Source organism: Rufibacter aurantiacus (assembly GCF_017916345.1).
In the GTDB taxonomy this organism is placed as follows: Bacteria; Bacteroidota; Bacteroidia; order Cytophagales; family Hymenobacteraceae; genus Nibribacter; species Nibribacter roseolus.
Map to the genome: position 1 here is coordinate 856,426 of NZ_JAFMSV010000001.1, position 22,901 is coordinate 879,326.

The 22,901-nt window shown below is 52.4% G+C and carries 17 protein-coding genes; 4 read left to right on the top strand and 13 right to left on the bottom strand.

All coding sequences use genetic code 11. The annotated features are described in order from the left end of the window. Nucleotides 1–54 precede the first annotated feature (54 nt). On the bottom strand, nucleotides 55–1,599 hold the full coding sequence (locus J3P34_RS03425) for a TolC family protein (RefSeq protein WP_210466398.1): 1,545 nt from the start codon (nucleotides 1,597–1,599) through the stop codon (nucleotides 55–57). A gap of 108 nt (nucleotides 1,600–1,707) precedes the next feature. Continuing rightward, a complete protein-coding gene (locus J3P34_RS03430) occupies nucleotides 1,708–2,997 on the bottom strand; it encodes an aminopeptidase P family protein (protein ID WP_210486431.1) in 1,290 nt (429 codons plus the stop codon). A gap of 188 nt (nucleotides 2,998–3,185) precedes the next feature. Between J3P34_RS03430 and J3P34_RS03435 the strand changes: the two genes are divergently transcribed. After that, nucleotides 3,186–4,712, top strand: a complete 1,527-nt coding sequence (locus J3P34_RS03435; RefSeq protein ID WP_210486432.1) for a S8 family serine peptidase — start codon at nucleotides 3,186–3,188, stop codon at nucleotides 4,710–4,712. Between the two features lie 99 nt (nucleotides 4,713–4,811). On the opposite strand, the gene J3P34_RS22325 is transcribed toward J3P34_RS03435, so the two are convergent. The 5 genes from J3P34_RS22325 to J3P34_RS03460 all read right to left on the bottom strand — a co-directional run bounded on the left by J3P34_RS22325 (nucleotide 4,812) and on the right by J3P34_RS03460 (nucleotide 9,153). Continuing rightward, the gene (locus J3P34_RS22325) at nucleotides 4,812–6,020 is read right to left on the bottom strand and encodes a TonB family protein (protein ID WP_210486434.1); all 1,209 of its coding nucleotides are present in this window, start codon (nucleotides 6,018–6,020) and stop codon (nucleotides 4,812–4,814) included. Further along, nucleotides 5,911–7,281, bottom strand: a complete 1,371-nt coding sequence (locus J3P34_RS03445; RefSeq protein ID WP_210486435.1) for a M56 family metallopeptidase — start codon at nucleotides 7,279–7,281, stop codon at nucleotides 5,911–5,913. The genes J3P34_RS22325 and J3P34_RS03445 overlap by 110 nt, the downstream gene beginning before the upstream one ends. Next, the gene (locus J3P34_RS03450; RefSeq protein WP_149092354.1) at nucleotides 7,274–7,651 is read right to left on the bottom strand and encodes a BlaI/MecI/CopY family transcriptional regulator; all 378 of its coding nucleotides are present in this window, start codon (nucleotides 7,649–7,651) and stop codon (nucleotides 7,274–7,276) included. Before J3P34_RS03450 ends, J3P34_RS03445 begins: the two co-directional genes overlap by 8 nt. Nucleotides 7,652–7,864: 213 nt before the next feature. Then, nucleotides 7,865–8,323, bottom strand: a complete 459-nt coding sequence (locus J3P34_RS03455) for a DUF937 domain-containing protein (RefSeq protein WP_210486436.1) — start codon at nucleotides 8,321–8,323, stop codon at nucleotides 7,865–7,867. Between the two features lie 155 nt (nucleotides 8,324–8,478). Next, nucleotides 8,479–9,153 (bottom strand): energy transducer TonB, encoded by a 675-nt coding sequence (locus tag J3P34_RS03460; RefSeq protein WP_210486437.1) that lies wholly within the window; start codon nucleotides 9,151–9,153, stop codon nucleotides 8,479–8,481. A 414-nt stretch (nucleotides 9,154–9,567) separates the two neighbouring features. On the opposite strand from J3P34_RS03460, the gene J3P34_RS03465 reads away from it, so the two are divergent. After that, nucleotides 9,568–10,695: a glycosyltransferase family 4 protein gene (locus tag J3P34_RS03465; RefSeq protein WP_210486438.1), complete on the top strand. Its 1,128-nt coding sequence runs from the start codon at nucleotides 9,568–9,570 to the stop codon at nucleotides 10,693–10,695. A 470-nt stretch (nucleotides 10,696–11,165) separates the two neighbouring features. Here J3P34_RS03465 and J3P34_RS03470 read toward each other — a convergent pair whose 3' ends face one another. Then, nucleotides 11,166–11,630, bottom strand: a complete 465-nt coding sequence (locus J3P34_RS03470; RefSeq protein WP_210486439.1) for a GNAT family N-acetyltransferase — start codon at nucleotides 11,628–11,630, stop codon at nucleotides 11,166–11,168. Between the two features lie 242 nt (nucleotides 11,631–11,872). Between J3P34_RS03470 and J3P34_RS03475 the strand changes: the two genes are divergently transcribed. Together J3P34_RS03475 and J3P34_RS03480 are read left to right on the top strand one after the other, a co-directional pair. After that, nucleotides 11,873–13,114, top strand: coding sequence for a M16 family metallopeptidase (locus J3P34_RS03475; protein WP_210486440.1), 1,242 nt, complete (start codon nucleotides 11,873–11,875; stop codon nucleotides 13,112–13,114). Nucleotides 13,115–13,584: 470 nt separating this feature from the next. Next, nucleotides 13,585–14,388: a M57 family metalloprotease gene (locus J3P34_RS03480; protein ID WP_210466407.1), complete on the top strand. Its 804-nt coding sequence runs from the start codon at nucleotides 13,585–13,587 to the stop codon at nucleotides 14,386–14,388. An 82-nt stretch (nucleotides 14,389–14,470) separates the two neighbouring features. Here the strand turns inward: J3P34_RS03480 and J3P34_RS03485 are convergent, their stop codons facing one another. From J3P34_RS03485 to J3P34_RS03505, 5 genes are all read right to left on the bottom strand, one after another. Then, a complete protein-coding gene (locus J3P34_RS03485) occupies nucleotides 14,471–17,119 on the bottom strand; it encodes a S8 family serine peptidase (RefSeq protein ID WP_210486441.1) in 2,649 nt (882 codons plus the stop codon). 166 nt (nucleotides 17,120–17,285) lie between these two features. Next, entirely contained in the window at nucleotides 17,286–18,509 is a 1,224-nt protein-coding gene (locus J3P34_RS03490; RefSeq protein WP_210486442.1) for a pyridoxal phosphate-dependent aminotransferase, read from the bottom strand. Between the two features lie 198 nt (nucleotides 18,510–18,707). Then, the gene (locus tag J3P34_RS03495) at nucleotides 18,708–19,634 is read right to left on the bottom strand and encodes a transglutaminase-like domain-containing protein (RefSeq protein WP_210466410.1); all 927 of its coding nucleotides are present in this window, start codon (nucleotides 19,632–19,634) and stop codon (nucleotides 18,708–18,710) included. Nucleotides 19,635–20,070: 436 nt separating this feature from the next. Further along, nucleotides 20,071–21,699: an acyl-CoA carboxylase subunit beta gene (locus J3P34_RS03500; RefSeq protein ID WP_210486443.1), complete on the bottom strand. Its 1,629-nt coding sequence runs from the start codon at nucleotides 21,697–21,699 to the stop codon at nucleotides 20,071–20,073. A gap of 184 nt (nucleotides 21,700–21,883) precedes the next feature. Beyond that, the gene (locus tag J3P34_RS03505; protein ID WP_210466412.1) at nucleotides 21,884–22,894 is read right to left on the bottom strand and encodes an MlaD family protein; all 1,011 of its coding nucleotides are present in this window, start codon (nucleotides 22,892–22,894) and stop codon (nucleotides 21,884–21,886) included. Between the last annotated feature and the right edge of the window lie 7 nt (nucleotides 22,895–22,901).

Genomic DNA, 22,901 nt, shown 5'->3' on the forward strand with positions numbered 1-22,901 from the left:
CCTGTTTTCCAGAAACAAGGCCAAAACGCTGCGGCATCTTGCCCTGTTTTTCATTTAGAACGGCAGCGGCATGGTTAAAGGCTGGTTTGTCTCAAAATCATAGAGGGTCTGGAGGCGCAGGTTGTAGTAGGCATCCCAGAAATTGCGCAGAGAGCTCACGTAGCTACGACGGGCTGAGTCACGCTCGGTCGCTGCCTGGTTCAGCTCCAGCAAACCTATTTTCCCGCTCAGGTACCGGTCTTTGGCTCCCAGGAACCTACGCTCTGCCAGACCATTCGCCTGCTGCGCGATCTTCATCTGCTCACGCAGCATTTTAAATCTTTTCACCTGCAGGAACACATCCTGCTCAAAGCTCACGCGCTGCTGTTCCAGGTTGGCTTTCACCAGTTTCAGGTTGGCTTTGGCGGTTCCAATCTTAGACTTGTTACGGCCCCAATCCATCAGCGGAACGCTAAATCCCAGATTGACCCGTTGCTGATCTGTAGGGTCTTGGTACACCGGCCCAAGAGAACCCGCCCGCTGGGTTAAGCCGTACTGCAGGAAAAGATCAGCGTTGACGCCAGCACTGGCCTGGGCCCAGTCTAAGTTCCGCTCGGCGTCTAACTCCTCCCGTTTGATCCCGATCATGCGGGAACGGTTTTCGCGGGCTTGTCGCAGCGCCACTTCTTCATTCACCTCAAACTGCGGAATAAGGTCTGGCGGCAGCAACCGGATGGGGTACGTCTCGGTGAAACCTAAATACGTCTTCAGGCGCAGCGTGCTGGTCTCAATATCCAATCTGGCTTGCTCCAGGCTCTGTTTGGACGTCAAAAGGCTTAACTCAAGCTGCAGGAGCTCATTTACACTGATCTTGGCGTCATAAAAGCGGCTCTGGGCAATCTTGAAGAGGGTGTCATTATTGGCCACGTTCTTCTGGGCAATGTCATAGCCTATCTGGCTTTGCAACTGCGAGAAATAAAGGTCCGTAGCCCGCACGGCAATGCGCTCCATTTCCTCCCAGAAGTTACGCTTGGCTTCCTCGTAGCGCAGAGGCTCTGTTTTGCGGTCCCACTTTAAGCCGTTGTGGTTGAAAATAGGCTGCCGGAGCGTTACCACCACCGGGTTGGAGGCATAGATATAACTATGCCCCTGGATTTCGTGGAAGTTGTCAATCCGGTTCAGCTTGGAATCAATGGCAATGGTACCCCCGGTCAGACCGATGTTCTGCTTCAGCTCTAAGTGCCCTGATGAGATGGATGATTGGACAGGAACAAAGTTCACGCGTCCCTCCGGATCGGTGACGCGTTCATAGTCTTTGGTGTAAGAAGGCAGCGTGGCATACAGCGCCAACTGGGGCAAATAATTGCTTTTATACGTCTGATACTGCCAGGTACGGTTTTCCAGCTGGGTGATGGCCTGCTGATAGCTGGGAGATTGCTCCCGGGCCATCTTGATTACCTCCTCTAAGGTAAGCCGGCGGGTACCGGGCTCTTCCGTATCAATGGGCAAGGGCGCTTCTTTTTGCTGGGCCATTGCGGTTGACCCCACCAACAGGGCAGCCACCATTCCTGCCCAGGTAAGGGCACGCCCTGCTTTTACAATCTCTTTTACGGTACTCACGTTCTTTCTGAAAATCTAATTCGGCCGCCTGGCCTTGGTTTAAGCATTCCTGTTTAAGGGCTGGTTTTTAGAAATCAGCCCCGGAACAAGTCACCTGAAATCTTTTGCTTAACCGCGCATCTCGCGCTCTATGTCCTCCAGTTCCAGCGGGATGTTCTCCATCAAATCTACCGGACCGTTATGGGTGATGAGGATGTCGTTCTCCAGCCTGATGCCCAATCCTTCTTCCCTGATGTAGATGCCGGGCTCGCAGGTGAAGACCATGCCCTCTTCAAACGGGCGGTATTTGTCGCCCACGTCGTGCACGTCCAGGCCCAGGAAGTGGGAGGTGCCGTGCGGGAAGTATCTCTTGTAGAGGGGCTGCGCGGGATTCTGGTTGTTCACCTCTTCCTCAGAAAGCAGGTCCAGCTTGATGAGCTCGTTCTCCATCACCTTGCCCACAAATTTGTGGTACTGGTCCAGGGTGTTGCCCGGCACCAGCATCTGCTTGGCGGTTTTCATCACGTGCAGCACAGCGTTGTAGACATCGGCCTGGCGCTGGGTGAATTTGCCGTTAACAGGGATGGAGCGGGAAAGGTCAGCGGCGTAGTTCGCGTACTCAGCCCCGAAGTCCATGAGCAGCACATCACCGTCTTTACACTCTCTGAAGTTATCTACGTAGTGCAGGATGCAGGCATTGGCGCCCGAGGCGATGATAGAGCTATAGGCCGGCCCGCGGGAGCGGTTGCGCAGGAACTCATGGGCTATTTCGGCCTCAATCTCGTACTCCATCACGCCGGGTTTCACAAACTTGAGTAGCCTCCGGAAGGCTTTCTCAGTGATGTTGCAGGCGGTACGCATGAGTTCAATCTCGCGCGGGTGTTTGAGGGAGCGCAGGTAATGCAGGTGCTGCGTGCTGCGGCAATAGTTGTGTAAAGGGTATTTTTCCTTTATCTTCTTGATAAAACGGGCATCGCGGGTCTCTACCTCCACCACGGCGCGCAGGTGCTCGTTGGAGTTGAGATAGACGTTCTCGGCGTACGGCATGAGCGAGTTCAGGATAGAGTCAAATTCATGGGTCCAGAAAACGGTCTCAATGCCGGATACCTCGCGGGCCTGCTCCTTGGTGAGTTTGTAGCCTTCCCATGTTAGGATGTGGTCATTGGTCTCGCGCACGAACAGGATCTCTTTGAGGCGCTCCTCACGGGCATCGGGGAAAAGAATCAGCACACTTTCCTCCTGGTCTATACCACTCAGCCAAAGCAGGTCGTTGTTCTGCCGGAAAGGCATGGTGCCGTCTGCGTTGGTGGGCATCACATCATTGGAATGGAAGATGGCCAGTGACTGCGGCTTGAGGTATGGGGTGAATTTGTGGCGGTTGTGGATGTAAAGGTCTTTCCCGATAGACTCGTATTTCATGGCGGTACGTGTTGGCGTAGTTTGGTGTGCTACAAGCTTGGCGCTTCTGGCCTGCTTTTCTGAAATAGACCTTAAAACAAGGTTTTGAGGCTTAAATGTATGACATTAAACGGTAATTTGCAGGCAAATAGCCTTCATTTAATCTCTGAAACGTGAGGGTTTGTACAATAGTGTTTTTTTTCTGTGCCTTGGCTATAAGGAGCTTCTTTCCGGCCCAAGCACAGGCGCAACAGCGGTATTGGGTTATCTTCAAAGACAAGCCTGCCGCCCGTTTAGGCCCGCTGGTGAGCGCGGCCGCCCTGGAAAGACGCCGCCTGCAAAATCTGCCTCTCGCCCAATCTTCTGACCAACCGGTACACCCCGCCTACCTGGACAGTCTGACCCAAAAGGGCTTCACGGTAACGGCGGTTTCCAAGTGGCTCAACGCCGCCGTGGTCACGGCCAACCCCGCGCAGGTGAAAAGCTTGGAGCAAAGTTCTTTTGTGCGCGAGCTTAAGCCCATTACCGGGTATTTCAAGCCTACCCAGACCTTTACGCCTTACAAGCCGCTGTACGTGAGCAAAGCCCTGACCCAGCTCAAGCCCGAGGCCATTCTGGCAGCCGGTCTAACGGGCCGAGGGGTGAAAGTGGGCGTGATTGACGCGGGTTTCTTTGAGGCTCCCAAGAAAGCGGGTTTGCAGCCCATTTTTGAAAACGGCCGCCTGAAAGCCTTCCGTGATTTTGTGAACCCTGCCTTGAGCCAGACCTATACCAAGCGCGAAACCTACATGGACTCCCACGGCACCGATGTCTTGCTGTGCCTGGCCGGCTCTGACCCCGGTGCCCGGGTGCTGAGCGGCTTTGCCTCTGAGGCCGATTTCTACTTGGCCCGCACCGATCAGGGCAACCGCGAGAGCCGCGTGGAAGAGGAATACTTTGTGCGGGCGCTGGAATGGATGGACAGCCTGGGCGTACGCCTGGTGAACTCCTCTCTGGGTTATGGCACCGGTTTTGACAAACCCGAGGAAAACTACCGCCCCGAGCAGATGGACGGCAGCAGCTACATTGCCCGCGCCGTGCAGATAGCCGTGGAACAGAAAGGCATGATGCTGGTGATTGCGGCCGGCAACGACGGCAACAACAAGAAGTGGCTGGTAGTAAACACCCCCGCCGATGCCGCCGGTGTGCTCACCGTAGGCGCCTCCGACTTCTCCACCTGGAGCAAACAGGGCTATAGCAGCATCGGGCCCACTTTCCTACCCTACCTCAAACCAGATGTAGTGTGTTTCGCGGCCTCAGGGACTTCTTTCTCAGCACCCGTTATTGCCGGATTGGCCGCCTGCCTTCTGGAGGCAAACCCCAATCTCACGCCCCAACAGCTTACCAATATCATACAGAAAAGCAGCCACCTGTACCCCTTCGGGAATAACTTTGTGGGCTACGGGGTACCCAACGCCGGCAAGGCGCTAGAACTGGCGCAGGGCCTGGCTAGCCTAGATCCGGTGAACGCCGTGGTTCTGGTAACGGGCGGCAAATTCACCTTCAAAACCGATGCGGTGAAGGGCATACAGGAGAACGGTGGCATTGTGCTGTACCGGAAGGCTTCCCAGACTAGGGTCATGAGCCAGCAGAAACTCTCCAGTCATCTCAAGAAGGTTGTGGTAAACCGGCTGCCCGGCGAAACCCACACCACGGTGCAGGTTGGCCCCAAAGTGATGGAGTTGGTTTGGCAGTAGCCGCTTCGCTTTAGCCATTCCGTTTAGCAGCCGTTTTCAAAAAAAGAGCCCGGAAACAGGTTCCGGGCTTCTGGGCAAATAAGTAGTTAAGGAAAAGTTCTATTTGGACAGATCCACCTTGTAAGGGAGGTTTAGCTTGACGTCCACGGCTTTCCCGTTTTGTTTTCCCGGAACCCAGGTGGGCATGTTCTGAAGGGCTTTTTCCAAAGCCTGGTCCAAAGCAGGATGAAGTTTCTTTATCACCTCTACCTTCGTGATCTTGCCCTCGGCAGTGACCACAAAACTGGCGATGGCCATTCCCTCTACCTTTGCCTTACGGATTTCTTCGGGTAAACCAACTTTCTCAGAGAGATACTTCATCAAAGCCGCCTGGCCTCCGCCGGGGAACTCAGGCATTTGCTGCACGGCCACAAAAACCTTCTCCTCCTGATTATACGCTGGTTCATTGGTGCCATTGGCGGCGGCTTCAGCCACCACCCGGTACGGAACCGTGTATTTTACCGATACCGCTTTCCCGTTCTGCATGCCTGGTCTCCAATTGGGCATATTCTGTAGCGACTGCACGAAGGCTTGGTCCAGGCTGGGGTGCAGCTTCTTTAATACTTGTACATCTGTTACTTTCCCTTCCGAATTAATCACAAAGGAAGCCACCATCATGCCGGAGATATTGGCCCGTTTGGCATCTTCGGGATAGGCAATATTCTCTTTCAGGTACTTCATCATGGCTGCCATTCCACCGGGAAACTCGGGCATCTGCTCTACGGCGATGAAAACCAAGTCTTTCGCAGCGGCGGATTTCTCCTGGGTCACATTTGGCTTTTCATTGCCTTCGGTCCCTGGCAAATTAATATTCATAATTGTGGCAAACTCCACCGTTTCTTTGGAAGCAACCGCTGCACCTTTCTGGTAAGCTGGTGTCCAGCGAGGCATCTGCTTTACCACGCGTAGAAATTCTTTTTTTTCCGAAGCTGTGGCTACTATATTCAGATAAGGCTTGATAGAAGGCTTGACGAAGGTTACCTCCTCGACTTGACCGTCAGCCCCGATGTTGAGTTCTGCCTTTATATAGCGCAGGAACTTCACAGTGCTATCAGTCCTTCCTTTGGCTTCTAACGCAGCTTTAGGTGTAATAACATCTTTAGGTGCAATGTATTGGGTATGAAGGTAACGGAACATGGCATCTTTCCCGCCCGGGTATTCAGCTCGTTTGGCGACAGAACCATTGGCATCTCCTGCCTTTGAAGTGACCGAGGTCTTCTGCTGCCGGCTGGCCAGATACTCTGAGTAGGACAGGAAATTTCCGCTCACGCTGGCCACCGAGATGGTTTCTTTGGACGCGATGGATTTGCCGTCTTTCTGGGCCGGGGTCCCATTTGGGCATCTGGCTTACCATTTGAGCAAACTGCGCATGAATGGCTTTTACCACCTCGGGATCATTGGGTCGCACTTCAAGGCCCAGGTTTTTCCCGTAACGGGGCGTGCCGTCTGTCCCTATCTTTACCTCAATGCTGCCTTTCACCTCCACAAAATCGTTCTGGTTCTTTCTTTTCTCAAAAGCTATCTGGGGCAGCACCAAATGATTCTTCACGTAGGCATTGAGCGCCTCGCGGCCCCCAGGGAATTGGGCCGGTCCGTTCTGCACCTTGGCTGTTGCTGCGCTACTTTCCGGAACCGGAACTGGGCGCATGGCAGCTACCGCAACCAAAACCAGGATTAGAACAGGTATTACCATCAGCATCCGACTGATTTTAGGGGACTCATGCAATCTTTTCATCATCTTGATTCTGGTTAGGGTGAGGGATTTATTGAGGAAGAAGTAACTGCCCATAGGAAAGTCGGCGCTCCTGAGCACCTGCTTTGCCAGTAGTGAAGAATACAAAGCCGGAACGGAGGTTTTGGCCACGTGGGCATCGGCGATGAACTCATGGGTTTGTTCTAGTGCCTTTTTATACAGCACCAGCAGCGGATTAAACCAAAACACAATCCCGGCCAGCGACACCAGCAGCACATCCAGGGTGTGCCGCTGGTCCAGGTGGACCTGCTCGTGCTGGAGAATGCGCTCGGTTTCCTCCGGGGTGAGTGGCTGACTGTTGTCAAAGAAAACCCAGCGCCAGAAAGAAAAGGTAGGGAACTGGCCGTGGGTGAGAACCACGGGCGCCCGGTTGGGCAGGTAGAAGGAAACGCCCTCCTGCCGGGCAAACCGCCGCAGACGGATAATCTGCACCAGGAACCTTCCGGCAAAGAACAACACGCCCAGGCCATAGGCCACGTACAGCAGGTTCCAGTAGTCAAAGGATTCCTCGGGAGCCATCATCACCTCAGCAGTAGTAACCATAGGCATTTCCACCGCATCTTCAAAAACCGCTACTGGTTCCGGCTCCTGCGGCCAGATACTGAGGCCCGGTAGGTTGGAGAGCGGCAAAAGGCAAGCCAGCATGATGGCCGCCAGCAGGTAGAACCGGTTAAACTGGAAACAGGTCTCCCGTTTCAAAACCAGCACGAAGAAGAGGTAGAGCAACACCAGGCCCGCGCCCGATTCCAGCAGGTACTGCAGCAGCACCTCATTCATCTTCTTTCTTGTCTAGGTCCTCTTTCACGTGCTTAAGCATTTCCTCCAGTTCCTGCAGGTCCATGTTCTCCTCTTTTGCAAAGAAAGACACCAGGCGCTTGAACGAGCCCCCAAAGTAGCCGCTCACAAAGTTCTTGAGGTAGAAATGGCGGTAATCGTCGCGGGCAATAAGTGGGTAATATTCGTGGGTTTTGCCGTAGGCCTTGTAGCCTACAAAGCCTTTCTTCTCCAGAATGCGCACGATGGTGGAAACGGTGTTATAGGCAGGTTTAGGCTCCGGCAACTGGTCTAGGATGTCCTTCACGAAGCCCTGCCGCAAATTCCAGAGAATCTGCATGACCTGCTCTTCGGCTTTGGTTAACTCTTTCATAGGTAGGAAGTGATGGTGATGGAATAAACCTACAACTAATATTTTAGTTTTCAAACTAAATACTTAGTTATTATTAGGTAAAAATAGTAGGAGCCCCATGAGACGGTATTGTATACCGCCTCATGGGGCTCCTTTTGTACAGCCGTGCCGCTAAAGTATTCTTTAGATCAGGAATGCAGGAATATAGTTTTTAGACCATTAGTTTTTAGCCCATTATTTGAATAACCCACCTAAACCACCCAGATTACCTAATCCGCCTAACCCACCTTTGCCCAACATGCCTGTGAGGGATTCTGTGATGCTGGAGGGGGTGATGCTGTGATCATTGGGATCATTGGCCTTTTGGGTGAATTTCTGTAGTAAGGCAGGCAAAGCGGCTGCAATGGCGGTGGTAGCCGCTGCAGGCAAACCAAACTTACTTCCCAGGCTACTTACCACATTATGGGTGATGGAGGCAATCACAGGATTACCTGCGGTCGCGCCACCGCCCTGTAACATAGACAACAATCCGCCTATACCGCCTTGAGTGACCAACTGGTTGGCTAATCCATTGGTAACCTGGTGGGCAACCTCATTGTGCACTGCATCTGCCTTTCCTGGGGGGATGGCAGCAGCCACTTGGGGGTTGCTGCCCAACTGCTGCTTTACTAAGCCTAATATTTGATCAAACATGCGTAACTCCTTTACTTAAGTGAATGTAGATTCTCTGTAAACGGAGTTCAAACCAGAATTGTTAATGCAGGCTTTTTCATCGGCCACCCAATTGGGAAACCGAATTGAATCACGCAGCATGGCAGAACAGGAAATTTGCCGGTTTTCAACTTTACTCACTTTTCTCCTTCCTTTACTTCATAGGCAAATGAATAGATGGCCGGTACTGCCTTCCCTTTTTGCTTGGCAGGTTTCCAGGCAGGCATTTCCTCAATGGCTTGCCTTACTGCCTTGCTGAAGTCTGGGTGCAGAGCCCTGGTGATACGGATATCCGTTACTTTGCCGGTTTCTGAGACCATAAACTCTGCTTCAAAAACACCCGCTACTTTCATCTGTTTGGCGTCTTCCAGGGAGGCTTTCTTTTCCTTCATGTACTCCCACAGGGCCTTCTCCCCGCCCGGGAACTCAGGGGTTGCCTGTAGTTTAGGCTGTTCCTGCTGGAGGTGCCCATTGATAATGTTGGCAAGGGCATTATTAGGAGTGAGTCCTTTCCAGGCTACCTTAAGCGGAACCGAAGACCTAACGGCTACGGGAACCCCTTGGTGCACGCCGGGCTTCCAGGTGGGCATGGCGGAAACCACCCGCACCATTTCGGCATCCAGAGTTGGGCTTAATTTTTTCACGATCTCCACCTGAGACACTTTTCCCTCTGGGGTGATGACAAAAGACGCCACCATGGTGCCATTCAAGGGCTCGTTGGGCAAGCCAGGCAGCATCCTGAAATTATCAGTCACAAATTTGAGCATGGCGCTTTGCCCGCCCGGAAACTCCGGCATCTGGTCTGCGCTCATGTAAACTTTTTCCTCAGCGCGCTTTTCCTGGGCAGCCGCAGACAACCCAACACAGAGCCATGCCCAAAGCAAAACCATGAATTTAAACCCTTTTGCAGGAGAAAAGGGCCAAAACAGACTAAGTGCGCTTCTTATCATTTTGCAGGTTTTATGGAGAGTTTCTTAAAGGTTTGCTATACCCAGGCCAAGAGCAATGATGCATCAATATAGGATAAATCATCTATATATTTTCACCCATATTCAAAACCAGGAGCAATCCCGCGGAAATTATTTCCTATGAAGGTTACTTTCCCTGATCTGACCAGAATGCTGCGGCTGGGCAAAGCCTTTAGCTTCTCTTTTCCGTAATTTTCTACCTTGGACCTCCGGCTCAATCTACTTCTCCCGGAAGAATGCTAATATTGCGGTGCTGATATGAAGATAGGATACGACGCGAAACGCGCTTTTACCAATACCTCGGGCCTGGGAAATTACAGCCGGTTTGTTATCTCGGGCATGATGATGCATTATTCCCAGGACGAGTACGCGCTGTTTACCCCCCGCCGAAACGATTTGTTCAAGGATTTCTTTCCGGCCGTGGCCAAAACCCAGATTGTACAGCCCAACGGGTTAGGCAAGCGGTTCTCTTCTCTTTGGCGCACCTTCGGGCTTCGGGCGGCTTTGCCCCGGCACGGGGTGCAGGTGTACCATGGCCTCAGCAATGAGCTGCCCTACGGCCTGGACCGGCAGCGTACCAAACTAGTGGTCACCATCCATGATTTGATCTTCCTGCGTTTCCCGGAGCTTTATCCTACCATTGACCGCTACATCTACCGCAAGAAGTTCAAGGACGCCTGCGACAGCGCGCACCAGATCATTGCCATCAGTGAGCAGACCGCCCAGGACCTGGAGGAGTTCTTTGGGGTAGGCCGCGAAAAGGTACAGGTGGTATACCAGGACTGCGATCCTGTTTTTCAGCTGATTCCCGAAAAAGAGGCCCAAAACGCCGTGCGGCAGAAATACGGCTTACCAGGCCAGTTCATCCTGTGCGTGGGCACGCTGGAGCGCCGCAAAAACCAATTGCATCTTTTGCAAGGCTGGCACGCGGCGGGCGCGCCTATTCCGCTGGTCTTCATCGGGCGCAAAACGGAGTACTACCAGGAGATCCATGACTTTATTGAGCGGCATTCATTGGCGGAGAAGGTGTTGTTTCTGCCCTATATCCCGTTCCAGGAGCTGCCGTTGATTTACCAACTGGCCACGCTGTTTGTCTACCCTTCCATCTTTGAGGGTTTCGGGATACCTATTGTGGAGGCCTTGAACAGCGGCGTGCCCGTGATCACGTCTACCGGCTCCTGCTTCTCCGAGGCCGGCGGCCCGGCCACCCGCTACGTCTCCCCTACTGATGTTGAAGCCATGGCCCACGCCATCCGGGAAATCCTTTCCAGCCCCGATCTCCAGAAACAGATGGTAAAACAAGGCCTGGAACACGCCCAAACCTTCCGGCCGCAGGTCACCATCCCGCAGCTCTACCAGGTTTATGAGCAGGTCCTGGCTCAATAAAAATCACGTATCTGAAGAGGTAAGCCGTTACGCTGACTTACTAGTGAATTGGTAAGTTAAAACTGTTCAAGGCTGATTTTTTAAAAACGGGCCTGAAACGGATATCCAATCAGCTAACGTCAACTCTGAAACTATTGCACATTCCGTCCCCCTTTGAAGGGGGTAGGGGGATGACAAGGCGGCGTCAAAAACCGAAAGCTTTCGACACAGAGCTAATGCCGTCCTAATGAAAAGGGCAACCACAAGGGATTGCCCCTACACTTCGGAAATGCTATTATTAGCACGAGTAGTCATCCCTACCCCCTTCAAAGGAGGACGAAAAGCGTACACAGCATAGCAGAAAGGCACCCTATGTAAACTTAAATGTAGACTGAGTGGATTGTCCTTCTTTTTTTTCCCGAGCTCACTTTAATTACTTTCCTTCAGAAGAATAGAGAAGAATTTACCATTTAATCTGGGTCTCTAAGAAATCAATTCTTATCCAGCTCCATATACAGGATGGGGTGCGGCTTGCCCATGGCATCCTGCTCAGAACGGTTGATCACTTTGAAGCCGTGGCGCTGGTAGAACTCCAGGGCTTGCTCGTTCTCCTCGTTCACGTCTACTTTGGTTACGCCCTGATGCTGGATCACGTACTGCAGCAGAGCCGTGCCTATGCCTCTGCCCCGCGCCATGGGGTGCAAAAACAGCATCTCCAGTTTACCAGAAATTACCCCGGCAAAACCCAGAATGGCCCCGTGGTTGTTGCGGGCGCAGGTGAGCTGCATCATTTTGAGGTAGTCGTGCAGGATAATGGGCCGGAAATGGTCTATCTCCTCTTCGGTCACAAAGTCGTGGGTGGCCCGCACAGATGCCTCCCAAACTGCCACCAGCTCGGGATAATCCGCGGGCGTGGCGCCGCTCAGCCTAATATCAGGGATCGCTGAATGAATCATTTCCTTGGCCCTTTAATGACTAGACACCCAAAGACCCGGTGTACCCTATCAGAGGTTGAATAAAAACTTAAAGGGGAACGAATCCATTCTGATGCCCCCTTCTCCATCCTGCAAAATTGCGGGCCGCTTCTGCTAAATCTTCACCATTTCACGCCAATCCTCCGTACCTTTGCAGGCTGCTCTTTCTTTTAAACAACTTAAGGCAGCACAGAAGTGTTTTACTTGTAAACGCACCATTTAAATTGACGAAATTACCTGATTACCATATCCATACCCTATCAAACGGCATAAGAGTGCTGCACAAGCAGGTACCGCATACTAAAATCGCGCACTGCGGTTTTATGATGGACATTGGTTCCCGCGATGAATTGCCCCACGAGCAAGGCCTGGCCCACTTCTGGGAGCACATGGCCTTCAAAGGCACGCAGAAACGGAAATCGTTCCACATCCTGAACCGGCTGGAAAGCGTGGGCGGCGAACTGAACGCCTACACCACCAAAGAGAAGATCAGCTTTTATGCCTCGGTTTTGGAAAACCACTTCGAAAAGGCGTTTGAGCTCCTCACCGACATCACCTTTAATTCTACTTTTCCCGGCAAGGAGATTGAGAAGGAGCGCGGCGTGATTCTGGAGGAAATGGCCATGTACCTGGATACCCCCGAAGACGCCATCATTGATGAGTTTGATGCCGTGGTGTTCCAGAACCACCCGCTGGGCTACAACATCCTGGGCACCCGCGAGAGCGTGAGCGGCTTTACCCGCGAGAACTTCCAGGCCTTCATTGAGCGCAACCTCAGCACTGATAAACTGGTGTTCTGCTCGGTGAGCAACTGGCCTATTGCCAAGGTGGTGAAGCTGGCGGAAAAATACCTGGGCCACATCCAGAGCAAGATCCAGCCCCGCGAGCGGCTTTTGTTCAACAGCTACGTGCCCCAGACGCTGGTCATGGAGAAGGCCATCCAGCAGGCGCACTGCGTCATCGGGTGCCCGGCCTATCCTTTGTCTGATCCGCGCCGACTGACGTTCTTCATGCTGGTGAACATCTTGGGAGGACCGGGCATGAACTCCCGCCTGAACCTGGCGGTGCGCGAGAAACACGGTCTGGTGTACACCATTGACGCGAACTACGCCACCTACGTGGATACCGGATTATTCGGGATTTACTTCGGGACGGAGAAAAAACAGCTGAAGCGCACCGTTGGCCTGGTGTTGAAAGAACTGAAACTGCTCCGTGAAAAGCCTATGGGCTCGGTGCAGCTCCATACCGCCAAAGAACAGCTCATGGGTCAGTTGGCCATGGCCGAGGAAAGCAACATGGGCTTTATGATGATGATGGGCAAAAGCATCCTGGACCTGAACACCATTGAAAGCCTGAACGACATCTTTGGGCAGATCAGAAAAGTACAGGCCAACGACCTGCTGGAGATGGCCAACGATACCCTGCGCGAAGAAAACCTTAGCTTCCTGCAGTACGTGCCCAATTAAGCAACTGTCCTTGTACGTTGGCTTTCCTTTTTAACTTCACTTTCTCACTATAAGGCTGCCTCTGGCAGCCTTTTTCTATTTAAGAAGATTTCAAACCAGGAGAGCAAACATATCCAAGGTCGCTCAGGCTTTCTTGATTGAATAAATAACAGGAAATAGATTACGTATAAATACTCCTTTTCACATCAACTTTTAACCAAAACTAGCCACAAAAAATTTCAATGTTTGTACATGAATACAAGAAATATATCTTCTACCTATTCCTTCAATTAAGTTTAAAATAATCAAACCTACCTTGTAAATAGTTCTAATATTTTAACAACATATTGCCAGAATACAAAACCTTTTTACAAGAGAATGTTTGACAATTATTAAATAATTTTATTTACAGAAACAGACAATAATTACTTGCACTGCTTATTTTTTATCTATAAAATGGACACATTATTCAACTAACCCCAATAAGCAGTATGAAAAAAAATTACATGATCAAGTTCCTCGCTTTCGCTTTGGTATTAGGCGGAACCTCGTGCTCAGTGAGTGAAGAAGAAGTAGTGGAGAAAGCTGCCATCTCCAAAGAAAAGCTGCAGCAGATTTATGAAATGGGCTTTGGTACCACCGATGTAAAAGTAGTGGATGGCGGCTATCTGGTAGAGGGAGACATCTTCCTGACCGATGAGCAATTGAACAGCCAGCACGACCAGAAATTTCTGCGAGTAGGTGAAACCGAGCAGTACAGAACCAATAACCTGGTAAGCGTGGGAACGGGTAGAACCATCAGAGTGGCCATCTCTACCAGTTTACCAACTTCTTACGTGACGGCCCTGGATGAGGCCATCCGTAGATTCAACGCCGAAAACTTGTTGATCAAGTTCCAACGTGTTTCTTCCAGCTACAACATTTTGCTTTCCAAATCCCCAACCAATGCCACGTATCTGGCTTCTGCCGGTTTCCCATCCGGCGGAAACCCCTACAACCAAGTATTGGTTAACTCTACCTATCTAGGCACCAACCCTGGCACAAACTACCTGGCCACTATTCTGGCACACGAGATTGGCCACACCATTGGTTTCCGTCACACAGATTACATGGACAGAAGCTATAGCTGCGGCGGAGCCTATACGAACGAAGGCGCCAGCACCGTAGGAGCTGTTCACATCCCAGGTACTCCTACCACTGCCGACGCTACTTCCTGGATGTTGGCTTGCGTGGCCACCGGGCAGAACCGTCCGTTTAACTCCAATGACCGCACGGCCCTTAATTACCTCTATTAATAGCCTGAATTTAGTAAATCTACATAAAAATAGCCGCTGTTTTCACAGCGGCTATTTTTGCTATTTTATTTTTTAATGGCATTTATATAAGCACCAATCTAGTGATTTTATTCCCAGACTTAGCCCAAACCTTTAACAGATAAATACCGGCCTTTAAACCTTCCGTTTTGATCACCTTTATAGCCCCATCCTGCTGAATCTCTTTCAGCATTCTACCTGTTTGATCAAACACCTGAATTCGGGTTAATTCATCTTCCTTCAAGACTAATTGCACCTTGTCACCCGCTAAAATAGGATTAGGAAATACTTGCAAAAAGCTTTCTGGTGCATAGAATACGGCTTCCAATTGACTGTAATAAGTCTGTCCTTTAGCGGTCTGAAGCCTTAACCTGTACTCATTTCTGCCCGGCACCGGAGCAGGATCAGAAACCGTGGTCCGGGCTCCATTCATGGGCCACAGGGATTGTACCGCCTGAAAAGTACCGCGGGTCTGTTTCTCCAGCACCACATTGGCTAAACCATAAAGGGTACTAAGCTCCACATCCAGCAGAACGGAATCTGTGACCAGCTGGCGCGCCAGGAATTGCTTTACATAACATTGCCCTCCTTGGTCTGCATAATTCACTGTTAAGCTTTTAAGGCCCGTCTGGCCAGCTATCACCGGCGCAACTGCGAAGTGTAAGGCAGCATTTTCGCGCTCTGAGAAGATTAATAAGGTATCTGAGACAATAGTTACCGGCTCCAGGTATTTTTCGCCCAGGGCAAAGACCTGGTATTGACTGGCGCCGGTTGCCTTCGGCCAGAACAGTAAAACCTCCTCCTCGCACTGGTAACCCACCTGTAAAGGCAAAACTGGGCTCAGGATAAACTCCTGGGATAACAAAACTTCCCCAAGGGCAGGCACCAGCCTCAGCTGAACCAGTCCCGCTGAATCCGGGGTGAGCCAATCGGCCTTGCTTTCCTGCAAAGGCACATTATCTTGGATGAGCTTCCAATCCTGGCCGCCCCAGCGGTATTCTAGACGAGCGGTGGTGCCTGCAGCCAAAGGCGCCTGCCAGCGGATTCGGTTTTTCTGGGAACTCTTCAGGTTGCTCCCGGCAGTAGGAAAAGCCCACGTGAAAGGCGCTTCAAATTCATAGACAATACTGAACGGCTGAGAAACCGAAGTCACGTGGGTACCCGCCACCTTTATCTTGTAGTCTCCGGCACCCGGCAAGGTCAGGCTCACCTGCTCCAGGTTGTTCAGCCGGTCTACCTGCCGGCGCGCAGGCAGCGTTAAAGAGTCCCTGTGCGGGTGGGCACTCAGGCCCCAAGGCAACCACTCCCGGCCAGTAGACACTTCCTGCACGGTTAAGTCCAGGTCGTTTACCAGGGCTTTCGCCGCGGAAGGTTCAGCGGCAGCGTCATGCCAAACCAAAGTCACTTTTAAACCAGCTGATCCGGCAGGAACGGCAATGGAGAAGACCTTTTCTTTACCCTTTGAGGCAACTCCCTCAAAATACCTTTTCTTTAACACAGATTCCACCGCACCCATGGCGTCTACATTCCCGAACCCGGCCTCATAATCCGGACCGGGCCTTCCTTTATCATCGGCGCTGTTGACGAGGGCAGCTTTCACCAGCGCCGCAGAAGGTAAGGCTTCGTTGTGTTGTTCCTGGTAGGCCTGCTGCAAAAGCAAAGCCACCCCAGACACCACCGCCGATGCTTCTGAAGAACCCGATTCCCCAAAAGCCACCACCTCGGGCTTGATCCGGCCATCAGCGGTAGGTCCCCGGGAACTCAGGACACTCACCTGCCCAGAGGTATCCACCGCCCCAACGCTGAGAGTATTCTTTGAGATTTTGAACTGCCCTGTAAGGTTAGCAAATCCGGCTATCCCGGCGTAAGGTCCGGTGTTGGGTGTTTGGTTTCCGGCATTGCCTAAGGAAAAGACGTGCAGCAACTGGGGGTATTCCAGCACCTGCGAGTCGTAGGCCTGGCTTTCAAGGCCGTAGTAGTTTTCCAGCCCCACCCCGTAAGAATGGTTCTGCACCGATATTTTGCTTGATTGCAGAAAAGAGGTTTCATCTGGCATCAGGCGGGTGAAATCTGAGGTCATCACCTGGCTCTGCCAGGCCACCCCCTTGCCGGCCGGCGAGGTGTTTCCGCCCCCGGCCACCAACGTGGCCATGCTGGTGGCATGCGGAGTAGTCGCTCCGGTGGAAGATACCGGAGCCAGCACCCTTCCTTTGAAATCTATGTCTTCCGGGTCAAAGGGCTGCTCTTTGATGGAGACCACCAGGTTTTTCCCCTGTAGTTGCGGGTAGCGCAGATGAACCGCTTCTACCCCATTGACGGTCAAATCTGAGTTCTGCAGGTGGGCTTCTTCCTGGGGGGCTCTATTGCCTACGTCAATGAAAGAGACAAAGGGGCAATGCGTTAACAGGCTTATTTCTGAAAAACGGGCTGAAAGCAGGAAGGTATTTCGCTTAGCATCGGTCTGCAGCTCGTGTACCTGCGGCAACTGAGCCTTCAACCAACTCTTGAAAGCGGCTTTATCTTTCACCTGCACCCTAATGGTTATTTTAGCATGCCCAGGAGGCAATTGCCGGAGGGCAGGCGCCAGTTTCTCCTTCAGGATATCTGGGGCAAGCCCACGCGAGGTCTGCCCTACCGCCGGCAACGCCAGGGAAAAGAACCATACACAACCAAGAAGCCTGCTTAGAATATTTCTAGTAAAAGTGTTTCCCATCAAGTAATTATCTCACCTACACAATAAGATAATTTACAGGCTTTCTCGCAGAAAACCAACCAAGAGTAGCACTAATTAAGAAATGAGGTCGAGGATATTTGAGTTGCAGGCTCTTTTTAGTCCAAAATCTAAAAACCAGGGCAAAAACGAAAACGCCAGGCAGGCATTACCCCATGACCGCCGCGCCGTCATACTCCTTCAGGAACTCGGCGAGTTTGTCCAGGGTAAGGGCCAATTCCTCGGCCATGGGCAGGTACACCACCCTGAAATGGTCGGGTTGGGGCCAGTTGAAGCCGGTACCCTGCACCAACAGCACGTGCTGGTCAATCAACAAATCCAGCACCAGTTTCTCGTCTGATTGGATGTTGAATTTCTTCGTATCGATCTTTGGGAACATGTAGAAGGCACCCTTTGGCTTCACGCAGGTGATACCGGGGATGGAGGTCAGTTTCTCGTAGCACACCTCGCGCTGCTTGTACAACCGGCCGGAGGGCAACACCAGGTCGGTGATGTTCTGGTAGCCGCCCAAGGCCGTCTGGATGGCGAACTGTGAGGGCACGTTGCTGCACAGGCGCATGCTGGCCAGGGCGTTGAGGCCCTCCAGGTAAGAAGTAGCGATGGCTTTGTTCCCCGAGGCCACCATCCAGCCGGCCCGGAAACCGGCAGCCAGGTAGTTCTTGGACAGCCCGCTGAAGGTAAGGCACAACACATCCTCGGTGAAGGAGGCGGTGGAATGGTGCACTACTTCATCGTAGAGAATCTTGTCGTAGATCTCATCGGAGAAGATGATGAGTTTATGGCGCTCGGCTAACTGCACAATCTGCTGCAGCACCTCGGCGGGGTACACGGCGCCGGTTGGGTTATTAGGGTTAATGATGACCAGGCCTTTGGTGCGGGGCGTGATCTTCTTTTCCATGTCCTTCAGGTCTGGATACCAGTCAGAGGCTTCGTCGCAGAGATAATGCACGGCTTTGCCCCCGGACAAGGTCACGGCGGCGGTCCAGAGCGGGTAATCGGGGGCGGGAATCAGGATCTCGTCGTCGTTGTTGAGCAGGGCCTGCATGCTGAGCATGATGAGTTCGCTCACGCCGTTGCCTATGATGATGTCGTCTTCGTGCACGTTGTGAAGGCCTTTGCTCTGGCTGTAGTGCATGATGGCCTTGCGGGCCGCGAATACCCCTTTAGAGTCTGTGTAGCCCTGGCCGTTGCGCAGGTTCACCATCACGTCATGCACAATCTCATCTGGCGCCTCAAACCCGAAGGGCGCCGGATTGCCAATGTTGAGCCGCGTAATGCGGTAGCCTTCCTTCTCCAGGTCCACTGCCTTTTCAAAAATGGGACCTCTTATCTCGTAGAAAACATTGTCTAAGCGGGTACTCTTCTGTATCATAATGCAAGCATGAAAGAATAAAGATAACGATATCCCTTAGCCCAGGAAATTTGTTTCAGGCCTGTTTTCCTCAAAATGCCCTTAAAACAGGTCTGCGCCCGATGACAATGGGTACGAAAAAAGCCACTCCCGGGGGAGTGGCTTCCTAATGAATACTTTCTGTTTTAGGCTTGGTTTTCTTGAAACAGGCCTAAAACGTTAGCGATCTTCTTCTTCGTCCTCGTCATCGTAGCCTTCCTCGTCATCCATGTCCTCTTCCTCAGAAGACGCGCTGGCGTTCGTGACCTGCTCATCGCCCAACACGTCAATGAGCTTCTCAATTTCGGTGGCTTTCTCTGGGTCGTTGAGTTTCTCGTAAGACAGGGACAGGTTCCGGAGGGCGCGCCGCACGATGTCAATGGGCGAGCAGGGCTCGTAGAAAATATCCACGGGGCTCAGGTTCAACTGCAACAGGTAATTGTCTATGTCGCTCTTGGAGAGGATAAGGCCGCGGTTGTACACGTTGATATAGAACTGCGGAATCACGTCGCTCTTGAACGTGAGGATGAACAGATTGGGCAGGTTCACGCCGTACACGGGCAAACCCAGTTTCTGCGCCAGGGCCATATAAATCACGCAGAGTGTCAAGGGGTTACCCCGTTTACTTTCCAGCACCTGGTTGATCATGGAGTTGTTGGGCGCGTGGAAATTCTTGGTGTTGGCAGAGAAGTGGTGCAGCTTGAAGAGCACGTGATTCAGGGCTTTGACCTGGTCATATGGGTGCATCTCGGGCCGCACGTTCACCCAGGCTTCATAGTACAGCTCGGCCAGGGGCTGCATGATCTGCTCCAGGGTAAGGTCTGGGTATTGGTAGGTGCTCACGAGCCACATGCCGCGCACCAGATCGGTGGCGCCTTCTTCTTTCCAGGTTTTCAGGCGCTGCGTGAGGGAGCTGTACTGCAGGTCATGGATAAGTTCTTCCAGCTTCTTCTGGTGCTCAGGGTCCAGGCTCTCTTCCCAGGCTTCCTCCAGAAACGGCGTGATGGTGTCGCCTAACTCCACAATCTTCTGGTGCACGTGCGCCACCACATCCGGGTCCTCGTCATCCAATAGTGAGATGAGCGCCTTTATCTCTTTATTCGTCAAGGTAAATCAATTAAGAATTTAAAATTAGGAATTAAGAATCATAACTGCCGAATCTGTTTATGAACTAGGGTGGCGGTTAACCATATTCCTTCTTCTGAGAACGGGAAATAAAGCAAAAGCGTTTCCGGGCTGTTTTCCCAAAGTCAGCTCCTAAACGAATTTGACCTCCCGGATTAGCGCCAGGAGGTCAAAAATTCTATCCGTGCCGCTCTTCTTAATTCCTGATTCTTACTTCACCCAAGGTGCGGTTTACAGATGGGGATAAATCAAATGCGTTCCTTTACCCACCCTTACCCCTCCGAGGAGGGGAATATCAGACAATGTAAAGATTCAGGCTAGGGCCTTTCTAAATACACAAGCGGAAAGTCCCTTGCTGGGAGAACTGGGTTGGTTTCCACGCCATTCCTAATTCTTAATTCCCAATTCCTAATTATAATCAAGTTTGGATCACGCCTACGTTGAAAGGTTTGGTGATGGGTGCGTGGTTGGCCGCCTCAATGCCCACTGAAATGACTTTCCGGGTTTCCAGTGGATCAATGATGCCGTCTACCCACAGGCGGGCCGCCGCGTAGTACGGGCTCAACTGCTCATTGTACCGGTCTGTGATTTTATCCAGCAGTTCTTTCTCGGCCTCGGGGGTGATCTCCTCGCCTTTGGCCTGGAGGGAGGCCACCTGGATCTGCAGCAGCGTTTTGGCCGCCGAGGCGCCAGACATCACCGCCAGTTGCGCCGTAGGCCAGGCGTAGATCAGGCGCGGGTCATAGGCTTTGCCGCACATAGCGTAATTGCCCGCGCCGTAGCTATTCCCGATCAAGATGGTAAACTTAGGCACCACAGAGTTGCTCATGGCGTTCACCAGCTTGGCGCCGTCTTTGATGATACCGCCGTGCTCGGCCTTGCTGCCCACCATGAACCCGGATACGTCCTGCAGAAACACCAGCGGAATCTTCTTCTGGTTGCAGTTCATGATAAAGCGGGCCGCCTTGTCCGCGCTGTCTGAGTAGATCACGCCGCCCATCTGCATCTCACCTTTCTTGCTTTTCACGATCTTGCGCTGGTTGGCCACAATGCCCACGGCCCAGCCATCAATGCGCGCCAAGCCGCAGATGAGGCTCTGCCCATACAGGTCTTTGTAAGGCTCAAACTCCGAGTTGTCCACCAGCCGCAGGATGATGTCCATCATGTCATAGGGCTTCACGCGGTCCTGCGGCAGGATGCCGTAGATTTCCTTCGGGTCCAGCTTGGGGTTCGCCGCGGCTACCCTGTTGAAACCGGCCTTGGGATTCTCGCCCATTTTATCGAAAATGTTCCTGATGTGGTCCAGGCACTCTTCGTCGGTCTCAAATTTATAATCTGTCACGCCGGAGATCTCTGAGTGGGTAGAGGCGCCGCCCAGGGTCTCATTGTCGATGGTCTCGCCGATGGCCGCTTTCACCAGGTAAGAACCGGCCAGAAAGATAGAGCCGGTGCCCTCCACAATCATGGCCTCGTCGCTCATGATGGGCAGGTAGGCGCCGCCCGCCACGCAGGAACCCATGATGGCCGAGATCTGAACAATCCCTTCACTGCTCATGATGGCGTTGTTGCGGAACATCCGCCCGAAGTGCTCTTTGTCAGGGAAGATCTCGTCCTGCATGGGCAGGAACACGCCGGCGCTGTCTACCAGGTAGATGACCGGGAGGCGGTTCTCCATGGCAATCTCCTGCGCCCGCAGGTTCTTTTTGGCGGTGATGGGAAACCAGGCGCCGGCCTTTACGGTGGCATCATTGGCGACCACCATGCACTGCCGGCCTTTCACGTACCCAATACCCGCCACTACCCCGCCACCCGGACATCCGCCGTACTCTTTATACATGCCCTCACCGGCAAAGGTGCCTATCTCCAGAAACTCAGAATCCTCATCCAGCAGGTATTTGATGCGTTCACGGGCGGTGAGTTTGCCTTTTTCGTGCTGTTTGGCAATGGCTTTCTCGCCGCCACCCAGGGCTACTTTGTCATGTCTGGCTTTAAGTTGGAAGCAAAGCTGTTTGAGGCTGTCTTCGTTCTTATTGAATTCAATATCCATAAATCTACAGAAAGCGGGTGGTTAGGGGTTAGGTCCCATGCGGGGTGTACAAATATAGCAAAATTCAGAAAAGGCTAACACTTGTTAGGAAATTGCTTCGCTTTACGGAAGGCAACAAAAAAGCGTTTCGGGGCCGCTTTAAAGAAAACGGCCCCGAAACGCTTTTTGCTGCTGCAAGCGCGGGTTATTTCTTGGTGTCTACCGCTCCCGCATTCTGCACGTTTTCGGCATTTTTCACCCGGGTGGCTTCCTTCACGTTTTTGGCTTCCTTCACCTTGGTGCCGCCCCCAATAAGGGAGAAGTGCACGTAGCGTTTTGGGTTGGCTTTCAGGTCCATGAGCAGCTCGTTCAGGCTAGCGCTGGAAGCGTTGAGGTTGCTGTATAATGAGTCATCGTTCATGAGCTTGCCCAGGCTGCCGTTGGCCTGGTTGATTTTGGCCATGGTCAGTTGCGCCTGATAGATGGTGCTGTCCAGCCCCCTGATGGCGCTGTTCATGGAGTTGACGTCCAAGGTATCGGTGAGGGTGTTGAGGCTGCCGGCCAGGCGGCTGAACTTGGCTTCGGTGCCCCGCAGGGAAGCCGTAAGCCGGGCCAGGTTGCTGGTAATCTCGTTGATGTTGCCCTGGTTGGCCAAAGCTACCGCCCTCAGGGTCTCTGAAGTGGCCTGGGCATTGAGCAGGATGGACTGGATGCTTTGTTTCGCGTCTTTGTCAAGGAAGGCGTTCAAGCGCTGCAGGGTGGTGTCTACAGTGCCCAGCACGGGCATAGCCCGCTGCGAGAGCATGTCGGTGATGCTGCGTTTCACGAATGGAATGAGGTACTCGCCGCCCTTGTAGCGCAGTCTGTTACGGCCCATATACAGTTCCACCGCCTTGCTGCCTAGTAAGTCTGAGCTCACCAGCATGGCCACGGTAGAATCGCCCACGTCAATGTCTTTGTCAATGTCCAGGGTTACCAGAATCTTGTTGCCTTTCTTCTGGTCCAGCACCATGTTCTTCACCAGACCTACCCTGAAACCGTTGATCAACACCGGGTTGGAGACCGCCAGGCCTTCCACAGAGTCATAGGTGACGTAGAAAGTACGCGTTGAGGAAAGTATATCACTTCCCTTTAAGAATATAAAGCCCACGTAGAGTGCCGCCAAAGACACAATGCCCAGCAACGCTACTTTGAGTTCTTTGGAAAATTTTCCCACAGAGGTA

Bases quoted from the DNA above. Each gene is read 5' to 3' on its own strand.
- J3P34_RS03430 (WP_210486431.1), bottom strand. From the start codon at position 2,997: ATGAAATACGAGTCTATCGGGAAAGACCTTTACATCCACAACCGCCAC.
- J3P34_RS03445 (WP_210486435.1), bottom strand. From the start codon at position 7,281: ATGAATGAGGTGCTGCTGCAGTACCTGCTGGAATCGGGCGCGGGCCTG.
- J3P34_RS03450 (WP_149092354.1), bottom strand. From the start codon at position 7,651: ATGAAAGAGTTAACCAAAGCCGAAGAGCAGGTCATGCAGATTCTCTGG.
- J3P34_RS03455 (WP_210486436.1), bottom strand. From the start codon at position 8,323: ATGTTTGATCAAATATTAGGCTTAGTAAAGCAGCAGTTGGGCAGCAAC.
- J3P34_RS03460 (WP_210486437.1), bottom strand. From the start codon at position 9,153: ATGAGCGCAGACCAGATGCCGGAGTTTCCGGGCGGGCAAAGCGCCATG.
- J3P34_RS03465 (WP_210486438.1), top strand. From the start codon at position 9,568: ATGAAGATAGGATACGACGCGAAACGCGCTTTTACCAATACCTCGGGC.
- J3P34_RS03470 (WP_210486439.1), bottom strand. From the start codon at position 11,630: ATGATTCATTCAGCGATCCCTGATATTAGGCTGAGCGGCGCCACGCCC.
- J3P34_RS03480 (WP_210466407.1), top strand. From the start codon at position 13,585: ATGAAAAAAAATTACATGATCAAGTTCCTCGCTTTCGCTTTGGTATTA.
- J3P34_RS03485 (WP_210486441.1), bottom strand. From the start codon at position 17,119: ATGGGAAACACTTTTACTAGAAATATTCTAAGCAGGCTTCTTGGTTGT.
- J3P34_RS03490 (WP_210486442.1), bottom strand. From the start codon at position 18,509: ATGATACAGAAGAGTACCCGCTTAGACAATGTTTTCTACGAGATAAGA.
- J3P34_RS03500 (WP_210486443.1), bottom strand. From the start codon at position 21,699: ATGGATATTGAATTCAATAAGAACGAAGACAGCCTCAAACAGCTTTGC.